Annotated in this window: 13 protein-coding genes; 7 read left to right on the forward strand and 6 right to left on the reverse strand. The window is 45.6% G+C overall.

Annotation, left to right across the window (positions count from 1 at the left end):
* The 3 genes from acnB to mobA all read right to left on the reverse strand — a co-directional run bounded on the left by acnB (position 1) and on the right by mobA (position 5,010).
* Positions 1-2,625: a bifunctional aconitate hydratase 2/2-methylisocitrate dehydratase gene (gene acnB, locus AC438_RS11220; RefSeq protein WP_053981354.1), complete on the reverse strand. Its 2,625-nt coding sequence runs from the start codon at positions 2,623-2,625 to the stop codon at positions 1-3.
* Positions 2,626-3,308: 683 nt separating this feature from the next.
* The gene (locus AC438_RS11230; protein ID WP_053981356.1) at positions 3,309-4,124 is read right to left on the reverse strand and encodes an RICIN domain-containing protein; all 816 of its coding nucleotides are present in this window, start codon (positions 4,122-4,124) and stop codon (positions 3,309-3,311) included.
* A 178-nt stretch (positions 4,125-4,302) separates the two neighbouring features.
* Complete coding sequence (gene mobA, locus AC438_RS11235; protein WP_053981357.1) at positions 4,303-5,010, reverse strand: molybdenum cofactor guanylyltransferase; 708 nt, start codon at positions 5,008-5,010, stop codon at positions 4,303-4,305.
* Positions 5,011-5,046: 36 nt separating this feature from the next.
* Between mobA and pdxH the strand changes: the two genes are divergently transcribed.
* The 5 genes from pdxH (at position 5,047) to AC438_RS11260 (ending at position 11,783) form a co-directional block, all read left to right on the forward strand.
* On the forward strand, positions 5,047-5,682 hold the full coding sequence (gene pdxH, locus AC438_RS11240; RefSeq protein ID WP_053981358.1) for a pyridoxamine 5'-phosphate oxidase: 636 nt from the start codon (positions 5,047-5,049) through the stop codon (positions 5,680-5,682).
* 216 nt (positions 5,683-5,898) lie between these two features.
* Positions 5,899-7,701: an ABCB family ABC transporter ATP-binding protein/permease gene (locus AC438_RS11245; protein WP_202904752.1), complete on the forward strand. Its 1,803-nt coding sequence runs from the start codon at positions 5,899-5,901 to the stop codon at positions 7,699-7,701.
* A 78-nt stretch (positions 7,702-7,779) separates the two neighbouring features.
* Positions 7,780-8,502 carry a tRNA (N6-threonylcarbamoyladenosine(37)-N6)-methyltransferase TrmO gene (tsaA, locus tag AC438_RS11250; protein WP_053981359.1) on the forward strand — a complete coding sequence of 241 codons (723 nt, stop codon included), beginning with the start codon at positions 7,780-7,782 and terminating at the stop codon, positions 8,500-8,502.
* Positions 8,503-8,783: 281 nt separating this feature from the next.
* The gene (locus tag AC438_RS11255; protein ID WP_053981360.1) at positions 8,784-10,850 is read left to right on the forward strand and encodes a putative bifunctional diguanylate cyclase/phosphodiesterase; all 2,067 of its coding nucleotides are present in this window, start codon (positions 8,784-8,786) and stop codon (positions 10,848-10,850) included.
* A 90-nt stretch (positions 10,851-10,940) separates the two neighbouring features.
* A complete protein-coding gene (locus AC438_RS11260; RefSeq protein WP_053981361.1) occupies positions 10,941-11,783 on the forward strand; it encodes a 23S rRNA (adenine(2030)-N(6))-methyltransferase RlmJ in 843 nt (280 codons plus the stop codon).
* A gap of 17 nt (positions 11,784-11,800) precedes the next feature.
* On the opposite strand, the gene AC438_RS11265 is transcribed toward AC438_RS11260, so the two are convergent.
* The 3 genes from AC438_RS11265 to flgA all read right to left on the reverse strand — a co-directional run bounded on the left by AC438_RS11265 (position 11,801) and on the right by flgA (position 14,037).
* Positions 11,801-12,295, reverse strand: a complete 495-nt coding sequence (locus AC438_RS11265; protein ID WP_053981362.1) for a flagella synthesis protein FlgN — start codon at positions 12,293-12,295, stop codon at positions 11,801-11,803.
* 307 nt (positions 12,296-12,602) lie between these two features.
* The gene (gene flgM, locus AC438_RS11270) at positions 12,603-12,911 is read right to left on the reverse strand and encodes a flagellar biosynthesis anti-sigma factor FlgM (RefSeq protein WP_053981363.1); all 309 of its coding nucleotides are present in this window, start codon (positions 12,909-12,911) and stop codon (positions 12,603-12,605) included.
* Between the two features lie 358 nt (positions 12,912-13,269).
* Positions 13,270-14,037 (reverse strand): flagellar basal body P-ring formation chaperone FlgA, encoded by a 768-nt coding sequence (gene flgA / locus AC438_RS11275; RefSeq protein WP_053981364.1) that lies wholly within the window; start codon positions 14,035-14,037, stop codon positions 13,270-13,272.
* Between the two features lie 397 nt (positions 14,038-14,434).
* Here flgA and AC438_RS11280 point away from each other — a divergent pair, with 397 nt between their 5' ends.
* A complete protein-coding gene (locus tag AC438_RS11280) occupies positions 14,435-15,382 on the forward strand; it encodes a chemotaxis protein CheV (RefSeq protein WP_053981365.1) in 948 nt (315 codons plus the stop codon).
* A 29-nt stretch (positions 15,383-15,411) separates the two neighbouring features.
* The gene (locus AC438_RS11285; protein WP_053981366.1) at positions 15,412-16,278 is read left to right on the forward strand and encodes a CheR family methyltransferase; all 867 of its coding nucleotides are present in this window, start codon (positions 15,412-15,414) and stop codon (positions 16,276-16,278) included.
* Positions 16,279-16,541 lie beyond the last annotated feature (263 nt).

Raw genomic sequence — 16,541 nt, forward strand, 5'->3', positions numbered from 1 at the left:
TTAAACTTTAACCTCGACAATCTCGGTGGCTGCAATGCGCTTGCCTTCTTCGGCGCCTTTTTGGAAGCTTTCGATTTGATCAAAGTTCATATACTTAAAGATTTCATCGCTCATGCTATCGAGCTGAGAGGCGTATTCCATATACTCAGCTGGGGTAGGTAGTTTACCTAAAATGCCACCAACAGCCGCTAGCTCGGCGGAAGTTAGATAGACATTAGCGCCATTACCTAAGCGGTTGGGAAAGTTACGTGTCGATGTTGAAAGCACTGTTGCGCCATCAGCAACGCGCGCTTGGTTACCCATACACAACGAGCAGCCGGGCATCTCCATGCGAGCGCCTTTTGCCCCAAATATGTTGTAATAACCCTCTTCCATTAAGGTGTGCGCATCCATTTTGGTGGGCGGTGAGATCCAGAAACGTGATTTAAGTGGGCCTTTAGTGGTCTCAAAGAGCTTACCTGCTGCGCGGAAATGGCCAATATTGGTCATACACGAGCCAATAAAGACTTCATCAACCGTATCGCCCGCTACTTCAGACAGTAAGCGTGCATCATCGGGGTCGTTAGGGCAGCATACAACCGGTTCGGTAACTTCGGCTAAATCGATCTCAATAACGGCGGCATATTCAGCGTCAGCATCGCCAGCCATTAAGGTTGGGTTGGCAATCCACTCTTCCATTTTGCTGGCGCGGCGCTCAAGTGTACGCGGGTCACCGTAACCTTCGGCCACCATCCAGCGCAGTAAGGTAATGTTGGAGCGTAAATATTCGGTGATGCTGGCTTCAGATTGCTTAATGGTGCAACCGGCAGCTGAGCGCTCAGCAGAGGCATCGGATAATTCAAAGGCTTGCTCAACAGTGAGATCTTCTAAGCCTTCAATTTCAAGGATACGGCCCGAGAAGATATTCTTTTTGCCTTTTTTCTCGACGGTTAATAAGCCTTGCTTGATAGCGTAAAGGGGGATGGCATGTACGAGGTCACGCAAGGTGATGCCCGGTTGCATTTTGCCTTTAAAGCGCACTAGGACTGACTCGGGCATATCTAAAGGCATAACACCTGTGGCGGCAGCAAAGGCAACTAAGCCGGAGCCGGCAGGGAACGAGATGCCCATAGGGAAGCGGGTATGCGAATCGCCGCCTGTACCCACGGTATCGGGTAATAACATGCGGTTGAGCCAGCTATGAATAATGCCGTCGCCGGGGCGTAATGACACGCCGCCACGGGTCATGATAAAGTCGGGTAAGGTGTGCTGGGTGCTAATATCAACCGGCTTGGGGTAGGCTGCTGTATGGCAAAATGATTGCATAGTCAGGTCAGCAGAGAAGCCTAGGCAAGCGAGGTCTTTGAGTTCATCGCGGGTCATTGGGCCGGTTGTGTCTTGCGAGCCTACGGTGGTCATTTTGGGTTCGCAGTAGGTGCCTGGGCGCACACCTTGGCCTTCAGGTAAACCGCATGCGCGACCAACCATTTTTTGAGCTAATGTGAAACCTTTGGTACTTTCGGCTGGCGAGGAGGGTACGCGGAACAAGGTCGACGCAGGCAAGCCAAGAGACTCACGTGCTTTGGCGGTTAAGCCACGGCCAATAATTAAATTAATACGACCACCAGCGCGCACTTCATCCAATAATACATCAGACTTCAAGGCAAACTCGCTCAAAACTTCACCCGACTCAGACAGTATCTTACCGTCATAGGGGCGTACTTCGATGATGTCACCCATGCCGATTTTTTCGACAGGTGCTTCAAAAACTAAAGCGCCTGCATCTTCCATGGTGTTGTAAAAAATAGGGGCTACTTTGCCACCAATACAAATGCCACCGCCATGCTTATTAGGAACACCGGGAATTTCATTGCCAAAAAACCATAAAACTGAATTGGTGGCTGATTTGCGTGATGAGCCTGTACCCACGACATCGCCAACAAAGGCAACGGGAAGGCCTTGGTCTTGTACTGCTTTTACTTGTGCGATAGGGCCTGTAACGCCTGGTTCGTCAGGGGTTAAGCCGTCGCGTTCCATTTTGTACATGGCCAGTGCGTGAAGCGGAATATCAGGGCGGCTCCAAGCATCCGGTGCCGGTGATAAATCATCCGTATTGGTTTCACCTGTGACTTTAAATACCGCCACTTTAATGCTTTCGGCAACTGCATCACGGTTGGTAAACCATTCGGCATCGGCCCAACTTTGAATGACTTCTTTGGCAACGGCGTTACCCGCTTTGGCTTTTTCTTCAACATCGTGGAAGGCGTCAAACATGAGTAGCGTGTGCTTAAGCTCTGTTGCGGCAGCCTGAGCTAATTCTTCTGAATCGAGTAGCGCGACCAATGTTTCAATGTTATAACCGCCATGCATATTGCCTAGCAATTTCACTGCATCTATTTTGGTTATGATGGGCGATGCCGTATCGCCTTTAGCGACAGCTGACAAAAAGCCTGCCTTAACGTATGCGGCCTCGTCAACACCCGGCGGTACGCGTGTGCTTAGCAGCTCGATAAGGGTATCCTCTTCACCGGCCGGTGGGCTTTTTAATAGCTCAACGAGGTCTGCCACTTGTTCTGGCGAAAGTGGCTTGGGTGGTATGCCTTGCGCTGCGCGCTCGGCAACATGTTCACGGTAAGCTTCTAACACGAAGTAATCCTCTTTTGTAATGAAACGCTGGCCCTTTGCGGGCACAAGCAGTAATAACAGTGTTGTGCTGTTATCAGTATGGACTGGGTGGCCAGTTTATTATGCAACGACATCCTGCTTAGTTAAACTCGCATGGTATGGCGTGGAAAGGCATAGTGTCAGCGATGTTAGTGCCAGCGATATTAGTGTAGGCGAATATCCGTGCAAAAAACATGAACCTTTTAAGCACCTCTAAAGACCTGTCATCGATAGCACCCACCTCTTATTTGGAGTGCAGATACTACCGCAAAAGACTGAAAGTGTCTAAATCGACGGGAAACAACAGCCTATATTGTACTAAATTGGCGTCTTTTGTACGTTTTGTTGGCGGCTGTTAAGGGTTTTTTGACCAAGCCCAGTCAAGCAGCTACACGCTAAGCGAACCGAAGGGAGTATTGGGCCGTGCAAGTGATACATTGAGGGAGCGTTTATTACTGAGCGCGTTAGGTTTATGGTTGCACATTAAGAGGAAACAAGGAGGTGAGCGTTTCAGTTATAGTAACAGCGCGCTTGATGAGGTGTGCCCATTCGTGTCTAAAAAGGTATTCTAGAAGTCCCTATGTATCCTAAGGTTTATGCACTATAAACTTATGTACTCTAGAGTACATAAGTTTATAGAAGGTCTAGATCGCAGTGCCGAGCGATCAAAAATTTACTGCTTGACTAGATGATGATTGTGTGACGGTGTTGACAGGCACGAGCTGCCATTGCTGATTATTTCCACCCCAATAGGTCCACAGCCGCACTTGCGCGCTGTTATGGGTATTTAAACCAAATAGGTCGAGTGATTTGCCGTTAAAACGTGATGCGATAGAAACATAATTAGGTTCAGAATCACTAATAAGCCAGTGTTGATTCCAGCTGTCAGCGACCGTACCTGCGGTTACTTGCGCGCCATCGCTAGTTTGCCAGTCTTTAATTTCGAGTGCGCTGTTGTGATGGCTTGTGATAGAAAAATAACCGTCTTTGCGCTTAGTAATCGTAAAATGTTGCTCGGCGCTGCCAGTATAAGGCGCTTGCTGTAACATGCCTTGGGCATTGAGAAATAAGGCCTTGGCGCTGTGACGAGATATAATAGCGTAGGTGCCATCACTCAGCTCGGCAGCTGATTGAATAAACGTATGTGCTTTCTGGGTCTTTTTGACTGCGACAGAACATGTTGCGTTTTCTGTATCGCTCGCGACACGGTTAAACGCTCGCTCACTGCACGTAAATGCGCCGTTGAGAATTTTGTAGGCATATTGCCCTTGGCTACCGAAGGCGACCAAACTTGATTTAGCAACAGCACAGGTCTGACCATAAGAGCAAATAGCCACATAGCCCTCAGGGGCTGTGCCGTTATTGGCTGCGTGCGCTTGACCACTCAGGCTTGCGACGACAGCGCCCAAGGTACTGCATGTGAGCCATATATGAGTGCGTAAGGTTTTTTTTATCACATCACTATATCTGCGTGTTTTCAAAATCAGTCTTCTCCGCTTCCTATGCGGGCGCTTTCGCCCTGCATAATTCCATTAATCATATACAACAATCGTAGAGCGCTAAAAGCATCTTGCTCTCAGATTGGGAAATTGAGCACCTTTTTATAACTAAGTGCGTCAGTTTGTGTGTTAATCGTGCTTTTTTGGCCGTTATGTCGAGTCAGACCTTATTTTTATAGCATGCCTTTAAAGTATCAAGAGTATTGATGTTGGTAAAGCTATCTTTCGGGTAATGATCGGTTAAGTCTATAGCTTGCGTATTAAGCTTTTGTAACACCTGTTTTAAAGCCCGTTGCCTACTCTGCAGTGCTTGTTGTACGGTATGCAGGCTATTTTTGTGCCATAAGCTGTGTGCATAATGATGGCGATTGTGATGAACAACATACAATGCCTGCGTGGCGTAGGAGCTAGCATTGGGCCTGTCGGGATTTACACTGATTCTACCTGCATTTAAGAGTTGGCCAGCCCAATCGCTTGGGACCCAAGGCGTATCACAAGGTATGACTGCGAGCCACTCTAAGTGGAGCTGTTCGGCTAACCAGAGTAACCCTTGATGTATTCCTGCTAAGGGTCCTTGTGTGCCGTTGTCTGGTAGGTGGACGTACGAGGCTAAAAAGGGGTGTTTATAGATGTGCGGACCAGTGCTGATTAGTGTCGTGCTGGCGCAGGCCAAGCCTTTTTGGAGGCTGTACTGGAGCAGTGGCTGTCCATCATATTCAACCAAGGCTTTATTTTGTAAGCCCATACGTGTACTTTGCCCACCGGCAAGCACCAGACCAGCAAAAGGCACCGCTGCGGGTTGCTGGCGGTTAATGGATGCCTGTTGAGTGGTCGTGTGACTTTCAGTGTGTGGGGTATTTCGGCTCATCAATCGCTTTATTCTTATTGTTAATGTGAGGTGGATATGGACTTAGAGTCTATACGGCGTGAATATTTAAAAGGTGGGTTACGTCGTGAAAGTTTACACGATGACCCTAGGATTCAGTTTGAGCGCTGGATGGATAATGCTATTCATTCCGAAGTGCCAGACCCTACCGCTATGACACTCGCTACGGTGAGCGCAAGTGGAGAGCCTACGCAGCGCATTGTGCTGCTTAAGCATACCGATGACAAAGGCTTTGTTTTTTATACGAATTATTCTAGTCGTAAAGCCTTGGATATTGCAGCGAATAATCAAGTGAGCTTGCATTTTCCTTGGCATTTTATGGAGCGTCAGGTCAAAATTAATGGTTTTGCCCATAAAGTGCCTGTGGCGGAGTCACTCGCGTATTTTTTGTCACGTCCGCATGATAGTCAAGTTGCGGCATGGTCGAGTGAGCAAAGCCATGCCGTGAGTTCAAGGCAGTTACTTGAAACCCAGTTTGCACGAATGAAAGCTAAATTTAAGCAAGGCCAGGTGCCCTTACCTGACTTTTGGGGTGGTTTTAGAATAGAGCCTTATCGGTATGAATTTTGGCAAGGTGGGGCAATGCGTTTGCACGATCGTTTTGAGTATGTCAAAGAAAAAACGAGTTGGCGCATCCAACGCTTGGCTCCTTGACGACCTGTGTTAGGGCTTTGCCCGCTATCCCACAATGATAGCGGTTAACCCATTGTATTGGTGTAATTCATTGTATTGGTGGGTGTTGAGTACACTCATGTGTATTAGGATTGATAGAATCTACTGCGGTGTCACCTGTTGCGTGATTTTATTGTAACGTTCTATTGTTATGCCATCGCTCGATGGTGATTTTTATTTTATTAGGTAAAACCCTGTATGCGTCATATGCGCACTATGCCAGAGGATGATAATGTGCAGCCAAAGTGGCGTATTATGTCACGGATTATTCCTTATTTGGCAGAGTATCAATATCGAGTATTGGCCGCGGTCATATTTTTAATCGCCGCTAAAATAGTTAATGTTGCTGTGCCTGTTGCATTAAAGCATGTCGTAGATGCGCTTGATGCCGCTCAAGAAATACTGTTGTTAACCGTGCCCTTATGGTTGTTGCTTGGCTACGGCGCGTTGCGCTTTTTAACCACTTTTTTAGGTGAGTTACGAGATGCTATTTTCGCACGAGTTGCTGAGCGTGCTATGCGGCGGGCGTCACTCGAGGTGTTTGAGCATTTACACACGCTGGATTTAAATTTTCACTTGTCGCGCAGAACTGGTGCATTGGCACGGGATATTGAGCGCGGTACGACAGGTATGAGTTTTTTACTGCGCTTTTTAGTGTTTAATATTGTGCCTACACTATTTGAAATTACCTTAGTCGCGGCGGTTTTGTGGCAACAATTCAGTGTGCACTATGTGCTGGCAGTCATTGTCGCTATTACAGTTTATGTCGTTTTTTCGGTGTGGATGACTGAGTGGCGCACGCGCTTTGTGCGTGAGGCGAATGAGCAGGATAACCTCTCAAACAGTCGTGCCATGGATAGCCTGTTGAACTTCGAAACGGTTAAGTATTTTACTGCTGAGCGTAAAGAAGCAGCAGAATATGACTCGCACTTAGCGGCATGGGAGCGCTCACGACTTAAAAATCGCTTATCTCTGGCGGGCTTAAATAGCGGTCAAGCGCTGATTATTGCGGTAGCGGTAACAAGCGTCATGATTATGGCGGCTAAGGAGGTTGTTGCTGGCACTATGACATTGGGCGACTTCGTCATGGTGAATGCTTTTATGGTTCAGCTGTTTATACCGTTGAATTTTTTGGGTTTTGTGTACCGAGAAATACGCCAAGCTTTGATCAATATTGAAAAAATGTTGGATTTATTAAGTCAAAAAAAAGGTATTGAGGATGCCCCAGATGCGACGCCACTCAAAGTAGATAAAGGATGTATTCGCTTTGATAATGTGCACTTCCACTATCACCCTAAAAGGCCTCTCTTAAAGGGTGCGAGCTTTGCGGTGAACGCAGGTCAAAAAATAGCGGTTGTGGGGAGTAGTGGTGCGGGTAAGTCCACACTGGCAAAGTTGCTATTTCGTTTTTATGATGTTAAAGCGGGTCTCATTAGTATCGATGGGCAGGATATTCGCATGGTCACGCAAAACAGTTTGCGCCAAGCCATAGGTGTAGTACCGCAAGATACGGTGTTGTTTAATGAAACACTACATTACAATATTGCCTATGGTAACGCAGACGCTACCCAAGCCGATATTGACGAGGCTATTGAACTGGCGAATTTAACACATTTTATTGCTCGTTTGCCCGAAGGATTGAATACCCAAGTGGGTGAGCGTGGCCTTAAAGTGAGCGGCGGTGAAAAGCAGCGCATTGCTATTGCCCGAGTGCTACTGAAAAAACCGCATGTTCTCATTTTTGATGAAGCCACGAGTGCACTCGATTCTCACAGTGAAAACGCCATTATGGAGGCGATTAATCGGGTTGCACAAGAGCGGACGACACTCATTATTGCCCATCGCTTATCAACTATTCGTGATGCTGATTGCATTGTAGTATTGGATGATGGTCAAGTTGTGGAGCAAGGTGATCATAATTCGTTAATATCCAAAAATAAATATTATGCCGCCCTGTGGCGTGCTCAACAGTCTGCGAGCCCGCGCGACACTTTTACCTAAAGTATTCTTATTTGGGTGTGCTCGCCTGAAAAGTGTACGGTACCGGTATGAAATGTATACAAAAAAGGAAGTAGTTTAATGCGTGAGACATTTACAGTAAGCCCAGTAGCCGTTGTGCATTCTTGCTTCAAAGAAAAATTTGGCATTCCACGTCAGCCGGGTTTAGCGCCAGAGGCAAAAGCGATCATTGAATTACTCCCCCCTTTTAATGTGCCTGACGCAGTCGATGGCTTAGCATTGTGCAGTCACATCTGGGTGCATTTTTTATTCCACGGCAATCATCGTCAAAACTGGAAGCCTAAGGTCAAGCCTCCGCGTTTAGGTGGCAACAAGTCGATGGGGGTGTTTGCCACACGTTCACCGGTGCGTCCGAATCCAATAGGTTTATCGGTCGTAGCGCTAGAAAGAGTGCTGCTTGAATACCGTGGTCGTGATGGTGTGTTTTTAGCGATAGCGGCGCATGACTTATTGGATGGGACGCCGGTGATTGACATTAAGCCCTACCTACCTTATGCCGATGCTTTAGCGGATGCGCGTAATGATTTTGCACTAGCATCGCCTGAGTTACTCAATGTTAGTTTTGTGGATGAGGTTGAGCAGATACTGACCTCTTGGCCAGAGTTCAAGCGGCTTATCGGTCAGGTACTGAGTCAAGATCCGCGGCCTGCCTATCAAAAAGGCCGCAGCGAAGAGCGGGTGTATGGTATGCAACTTAGCCATTGGGATGTGAGATGGCGCTATTTACCTCATCGTAATGGTTTGCAGCGCATTTTAGTCACTGAGCTGATTGAGCGGGCTTGAGTGCTTTGTGTCGAAAGTGATGGTGGCTGTGCCATTATTTTGCGTGTTTAGCTTGCGCTCATAACGCGGACTAAATAAGATGCTGTAGTGATTATTCAATGGACGCATATGCGGTTTAAGTCGCTTATTTTTTCTTGTCTTCTTTGTGTGATACACTCGGTGATGCCGAGTTTTATTGTTAACGAGTTATTCGTGTGGATATTTAAATAACAGTTACAAATATCGTCACTATTTTATATGTTGCGGGCCGATGACGGCTTGGCCATCAACTTTGGTTATTCATGTTAAAAATTGAGACAAACACAAAAATTGTGTTGGTGTTATTGTGCGTATCAGCATTGAGCATTGTATTGCATCGTGCGGGCGCTTTTAAAACATATTTTGATTTGTTAGATGCCCGCCATGGTTTTAATCCTGTGCCTAATAGTTTGACGCAAATAGATGCATTACCAAATGCTCGTGTTGATTACTCTGACGGCTTATTGCACATGGAGTGTACAGTAGTTGACTTGGAATTTTACCGTTACTGCGGCGTTTCAATAAAACTAAACGAAGATCCAACGCAGGGTTTCGATTTTAGTCAGTATCGTAATATTTTATTGGATGTCGAGTATAGACATCCTGATTCAGGCAAGCCGTCATTATATCGCCCAATCCAAATGCTATTTCGCAATTATAATGTACGCTATGCGACGGTTGATAATAATGCATCGCTAAAATACAACTCCATACAACTAGTACCTACACCTCAATTGTTGCAAAAACCTATTCCTATTGAATCCTTTCAAGTATCTACATGGTGGATCAATGAATATGAAATTCCTTACGTTGATGCGCAGCCTGATTTAACAAATGTCTCGTTAGTTGAAATTGAGACTTCGGGTGTTACCAAGGTGGGACGCTATCAAATCACTGTTAAAAAAATGGTCTTACAAGGCAATTTGTTTTCTGAATATAACCTTATTAAAGCATTGCTTTTGATGTGGTTGCTGGCAACGTTGTTTATGGTTAATCGTCAGCATCAAATTTTAAAAATCATGTCCAATCGCGATCCATTAACGAAGGTAATGAATCGACGTGGGTTATCTCAGTGGCTAGGCAGGCATTTTGAAGGCGGCCCTAGGTTGTGTAATATTGTGATGTATTACATTGATATTGATGACTTTAAAAAAATTAATGATAGCTATGGTCACGTAGTGGGTGATCGCTTGCTGTGTGAATTTTGCTCGGTTATCGAAACTGAGCTGCATAAGTTGAATATCAATGAAGTAGCTGGTGACTATTTACTGGCGAGGTTATCGGGCGATGAATTCTCATTGGTGTTTGAGGGTTTAGGTGATGAGTATATCGAGCTGATTGCTAATAAATTATTAGAGCGTTTTACCGATGTCATACTTGTTGGTGGGCTTGAAATTAAAATTAATGCCAGCGTGGGAATTGCTAAGGCGTCGGATGAAACAAATAGCTCTGCGGTATTAATGGGGAATGCCGATGCCGCCATGTACCATTCTAAAAAAAGCGGTAAAAATCAATACAAAGTCTTTGATAAAGATGTTTTTGAGGATATTGTATTTAGAAAGAATATCGCCAGTGCATTGCGTGAATCTATTAGTCGCGACCTATTTTCTATCGTTTTGATGCCGATATACAGTAGCGAGGGTTTGACTATACGCGGTGGAGAGGTTCTTATTCGTTGTCAAGAGCCTTCGCTCAAGCGTGTAGGGCCGGATGTTTTTATTCCTATTGCCGAAGAGTATGGCTTGATTCGCGATATTGATGCTTGGGTGATTGAGGCAACCTTTCAAAAAATTGATACTCATCGTGAATTATACGGCACGCGACAGTTACTTTTTTGCATTAATATCTCTGCTTTGGAGTTGGTGAATAGGGGTTTCCCGCAGCACTTGAAGCGCTTGTTGTACAAATATAAAATTAACCCGCACTGGATTGAGCTTGAATTAACAGAAACTAGTTTGATTGATGTTGATGAGCAAAGTATTCAATTACTGCATGAAATTAGAGAGTTAGGTGTGCGCTTATCACTCGATGATTTCGGTACTGGCTATACAGCGTTTAATCAATTATTAAATTACCCTGTCAGTTGTCTGAAAATCGACCGATCTTTTGTGGCGAGCTTATCGGATTTACCCTGCTCGGATTCGACAATGGTTGATGTTATATTGGGCATTGCTGAATCCTATGAGCTAAATGTGATTGCCGAGGGCGTGGAAAGTCAAGCGCAACTTGAATATTTGCAAAGTAGACAGTGCGAATATGTGCAAGGGTACTTTTTATCTAAGCCCATTGACTGGGAGAGCTTTGATGCTCTTTTGCTGGGCAACCAGTAGAGACTCATGAGTGCTAGTAGAAACTAACACTGATTCGTGCGCCCATTGCGGTGTCTTGAAAGTAGTATTTGAATAACATTGAGTAGATTTATGTTGAGTTACCGGCACGCTTACCATGCAGGCAATAGTGCAGATGTGCTAAAACATTTTGTTATAGAGCGCATCTTGGATTATTTGGTAAAAAAGCCTAAGCCTTGTTTATATATCGATACACATGCTGGGGCTGGGCGGTATGCGCTGGGTGCTGCCATTGCGAATAAAACAGCGGAATACCAAAGCGGCATTGCCCAGCTATTAAGAGCAGATAGCCCTCCTGAAGTCATGCAGCAATATCTACAGGTCGTCAAAGCCTGCACTGCGCAAACCGGTGAGTGGGTATACCCCGGATCGCCGTGGGTGGCGGCCCATTGCCTGCGTGCCAATGATCGCCTAGCCTTGTGTGAGCTGCATCCGCAAGATGCCCCCCTATTGATTGAAAATTTTAAGCGTGATCGCCGAGTTAAGGTGTATTGCGAAGATGGCTTTACGAAAAGTTTGGCTTTGCTGCCACCGGCACAGCGGCGCGGTTTAACGGTGATTGACCCATCTTACGAGATAAAGGCCGATTATGATAATGTTGTGGAGCACATTAAAGCACTGCATAGGCGTTTTGCCACGGGCGTGTATGCGTTGTGGTATCCCGTGGTCGAAGCGGCGCGGATCACTCGGTTAGAGTCGCGCTTTAAACAAGCAGGGTTTCAAAATACGCAGCTCTTTGAGTTGCAAACTTATGCAGGCGATAAGCCAGGCATGTACGCCTCAGGCATGATTGTGGTTAATGCACCTTGGACCTTGAAAGCTGATGTCACGTTAGCACTGCCGTGGTTGACTCAAGTGCTGGGACAAGATAGTCATGCAACTTACCGCGCTGTGACCTTATGTGGCGAGTCTTGAAGGCGCGAGCATGTACGCTAAGCCTGCCCGAGCGTATTACCCTGTGTTCGATGGCCCTTAGTACCTTTGCCGTCGTAAAGGTGAGAGGTATTGTGTTGCCCCCTGAGGATATTGAGCAATCGCTCATTCGTAACTTGGCTGCGAGCCATTGTTTTACCGTTAATATCATTAGCCGCTTTACACTGCTGAAACAGCGATTGTAGATGTTCCCACTGTACTTGCAGGCCCGCTTCGCTTGCAAGCTCGCTAAAGGAGTTGATCATCGCTTCTTGTGAGTCTTGCGCACTATTTTTGTAGTGATTGATCCATTGAGTACGAATGATCGCACTTTGGTTAAGTTGGCTCAAAAGTGCCGACTTTTCATTGATGATGCGCTCGAGCGAGTCTGTATCCCTTGCGAGCAGCGCAGTATGCTCATGCTCCAGCAGTGAAATGAGTTGATTGCAAGCGTTAATATCGCGGTTAATACTTTTGAGTAAGCGCTCAGCATTTAAAGGGTTTGAAGCGTTCATGGCTTGTCTCGTCAATGGTGTGTCCCGTCAATTTATAGTGATTAAGGGCTGCAACATACGAATAACAAGCAAAAAAAATGCCGCTATTTTGTGTCTTTGAATACCTATAAGTTAACGGTGGCGGTTAGCTGCGTGAAAACCGGTTGTATACGATGCAGTGATAGCCTGCTTAATGACGCCGAATACACATGTAGGGTTATACCATGTGCAGCTGTATGTTGTGTCTGGGGTATGCGATGGATGCTAGTGACGTGATAATAGCATGTGTTTTTCTTTGAGGTAACACAGCCTGAGCGTCGCAAGGCCGCTAAAAGTCGCTCAACATTTTATCGGCAATATGATGAGGGTTGGGCTGGTAGTCGCCACTGTTAATAGCGTGCTTGATGGCATCAACCTTTGAACGGTCAATGTCGGGGGCCTGCGCAATATTATTTTCTAATTGGCTCATGGCTTTTGCTGCACCACTGAGCGATACACTGTCACTGGGGGTTATATTACGGCCTGGTGCAGTGCTATTGTGTGCGTCTTGTGACGGTGAGATGCCTTTGCCGCTAGCGTGTGTTGATACGTTCAAGCGGTTTTTGCCGACGCCACCGGCGTTGGTATCAATAACCATGATATTCCTGCCTCTAATGCGTGATACTGTGAGTTGTTAGTCTGCTTAAACCGTTTAACGCCCGGTGCGCTAAAAACTTTAGCTTTTTTATTCGTCACTATTCAGAGATACCGAAATTGAGCACTGGTGACGCATTGTCTGGGCCGTTCAAGCCATCCATGGGCGCTATATAAGCGCTTCCGGCACTTAAATGCGCAGAACATAATCCATCAGAATCTTATTAGCTGACCAATATTTCTGGGTTAGGTACTCATGGAGTGTTTTTTGGGTACTTAAGCGTGTATTTCTTGCCCTCACTCTATGGGCTTCCGTTAGGCGATGTGTTTCAGTATGAATCACCGAGGTTACTCTTGCTATTTTATAAGCGGGAGGTTACTCGACCAGGTGCAATAACAAAAGCGTCAATAATACGTTTTGATTGGGTATTTTTGACGCGTATTTGCTCGCCTTCTTTGCCCTTCGATAGGGCGATCACCGTTGCCGCCACCGCCAAGCCTTGTGTACCGGACTCTAGTGTGAGCTTATCACCACGCTTAATTACAATGGGCTTGCTGATATGTGAAAGCCGGATGACACTACCAGCGGCAATATTGCGTGTTACGGTGTTGCCGATTAAGGGGGCTGCTGTTTTTGCGAGTCCAAATCCGAAGTTGCCGGTATTACGCTCTTGCGTGGCGATATCGTTAACGCTGAGTATCTCGCCTTTATAAATATCACGGGTTGTTGTTGCGACTGTTTGATAAATATCAATTTTGGCAGGGACAAAAATACTCCAAGGCGATTGGCCGTTGCAGCTGATTCTTACAGTCATGTTACGCGTTCGCTTTTTGCTGCCATTAATTTTCATGGTCGATGGGATGTCGCATTTTGCTAGTTTTAGGCGCGGGTCTAATTTTGCAACGGACACTTCAATGCGCGCCTGTTTGATGGTGTCGTGCAAGTGTTGTTTCAGCATGTGTGCGACTTTATTTCTGATTTGCTCGATATTCTCGAGTGATGACTCTGTGCTGTCGGCATAAGCGGCTGGCATCAGCAAGAAGAAGTGGGTGAATAATATGCCCGCAATATAGCGCACGAGCGTTTTTTGCAGTGAATCAATGGTAAGAGTCAATATCAAGTGTGGCATAGCGTCACTCCGTTAAGTAATGGCTGTCAATAGTCTGACGATATAGCGGGGTTGTGGGTAGTTATCAGCTTTATTGCAATAGTTAAGCCTATGCTGTGGCGTATGAGTGCGATGTATTTTTAGGTTTTCTTTTTAATAGTGTAGTCATTGCTATTCACGTCGTTATTAATGAAAAATACTAACGTTTTTTTATGACACTCGATCTTTGCAAGGTATTATTTTTTAATAAATGGTCGTGACTTTGACGTCGTTCATGTTTTTGGTCGTGCAGTAGTGCGTAATAAGAAATTTAAGGCTTTTTGCGGCATGTTTTTTAACCAAAAGTATTCAGTAGTGACTAAAGTTAATAAAGGTATGAGCGCTTTAGATCGCTGTTGAGGCAAAGTAGGAGAAGTGTGTGGCAGGTGTATTAGATAGTGTCAATCAGCGAACGCAGCTGGTGGGCCAAAACCGTCTAGAGTTATTATTATTTAGTCTTGGTGGGGCACAGCAATACGGCATTAATGTCTTTAAGGTCAAGGAGGTTTTGCAGTGCCCAGCATTAAATGAAATTCCTAAACGCAATCCTGTAGTGCGCGGAGTGGCGCACATACGAGGCGGTACCATTCCTATTATGGATATGCGTCAAGCGATAGGCAGTATGCCGCTGGATAATATTTCAGAGTGTTTTGTGATTATTACAGAATATAACGGTTCAACTCAGGGCTTTTTAGTGAAGTCGGTTGAGCGCATTGTTAATATGAACTGGGGTGCGATTCATCCACCGCCCAAAGGTGCAGGGCGAGATAATTATTTAACGGCAGTGACGGAGGTGGATAATAAGCTAGTAGAAATTATTGATGTCGAAAAAATTCTAGCCGAGGTGTCGCCGCTAGCTGAAGATGTTAGTCCAGAAATTCTCAATAGTTCGGGGGGAGCTAATCATGTTAATAAACATGTTTTGATTGTTGATGACTCGACTATTGCGCGTAAACAAGTCCAAAAAGTTGTTCAATCTTTGGGTATGTCCACAACGGTCAAAAAAGATGGTAGAGAGGCCTTAGAATATTTAGAATCACTATTAGCTGAAGGTAAAGATCCTGAGCATGAGCTATTAATGATTATCTCCGACATTGAAATGCCTGAAATGGATGGCTATACCTTTACGGCAGAGGTGAGGGCTAATCCTCAGCTATGCAACATGCATATTATTTTGCACACCTCGTTAAGCGGTGTTTTTAATGAGGCGATGGTAAAAAAAGTAGGTGCGGATGACTTTTTGGCTAAATTTCACCCTGATGAGCTGGCTAAGCGCGTTAATCAGAGAGTCGATCAAGTGTGTGATGGCGGTGAAGAGGTTATATAAAATGAGAGCGTTTAGACTAGGGGCAGTGCGTGACTGAGCGTTCAAGACCGTTATTAAATGCGGGGGTAAGTTTTACCGATGCTGAGTATCAAGCGTTTAGGTTGTTCTTACAGCAATCGTGCGGAATTGATTTAGGTGTAGGTAAAGAATACCTAGTGGCGACACGCGTACGTCGCATTTTAGCTCAAGAGCATATTAGTTCTTTGACAGGGTTGTTGGCATTATTGCGTTCACCCGCTCAAAGAGCGCTGCGCCAAGAAGTGGTGGATGCGATGACCACGAATGAGACTTTATGGTTTAGGGATGCCTATCCTTTTGAGTATTTGAAACAGCACATATTGCCTGCGTGGGGGGGGCAGAATAAGGCTGCACGTGGGTTCAATGTTTGGTCAGCTGCCTGCTCTTCAGGGCAAGAGCCTTATTCAATCAATATTATTATTGATGAGTACAATCGGCAATGCTTAGCGCGCAACCGTATTGATGTGCGTATTAGCGCGACTGATATATCGAGCGAAATATTGGCCACAGCCAAGCAGGGTATTTATGATCGTTTATCGATTGCAAGAGGGTTGAGTCAAGAGCGTTTACAAACCTATTTTAAGCCTACCCCCGATGCCCATTGGCAGGTTAAGCCCTCATTGCAGTCGGCCATCCATTTTAAACCTCTGAACTTACAAAGCGATCATTTTGGCTATGAACTCTTTGATTTAATTTGTTGCCGCAACGTACTTATCTATTTTAATGCTGAGCTTAAAAAGCGTATTTTGCATAAAATTCATGCGGTTTTAGCGCCTGGCGCGTTACTCTTTTTGGGCGCCTCCGAAAGTGTCAGTGGCGCTGAAGAACTGTTTGATGTCGTTAATTGCCGCCCAGGTATCGCTTATCGCAAACGTTAAGATTGGCCTGTGGCTAAGGCGAGCCTTTTCTCTCTCAATATTTTCCCCGTTAACCTCGAACCATAGTGTCTAGTCAAGGCGTTAAGGCTTACGCCCCATGCTTTAATCAATCTACATGACTACCCGTTATAATGTTATCACGCTATGCGCGTACACACATGCTAGTGATTTCGCGCGATGAGGTATTTGGAATAACAACAAAGCTTACTTATGGCAAATGCTGCTCGTCGGCAAGGGGTAATAAAGTCTTCGGTGCCAAGCTA

The sequence above is a fragment of the Marinagarivorans algicola genome, assembly GCF_001292705.1.
GTDB lineage: Bacteria > Pseudomonadota > Gammaproteobacteria > Pseudomonadales > Cellvibrionaceae > Marinagarivorans > Marinagarivorans algicola.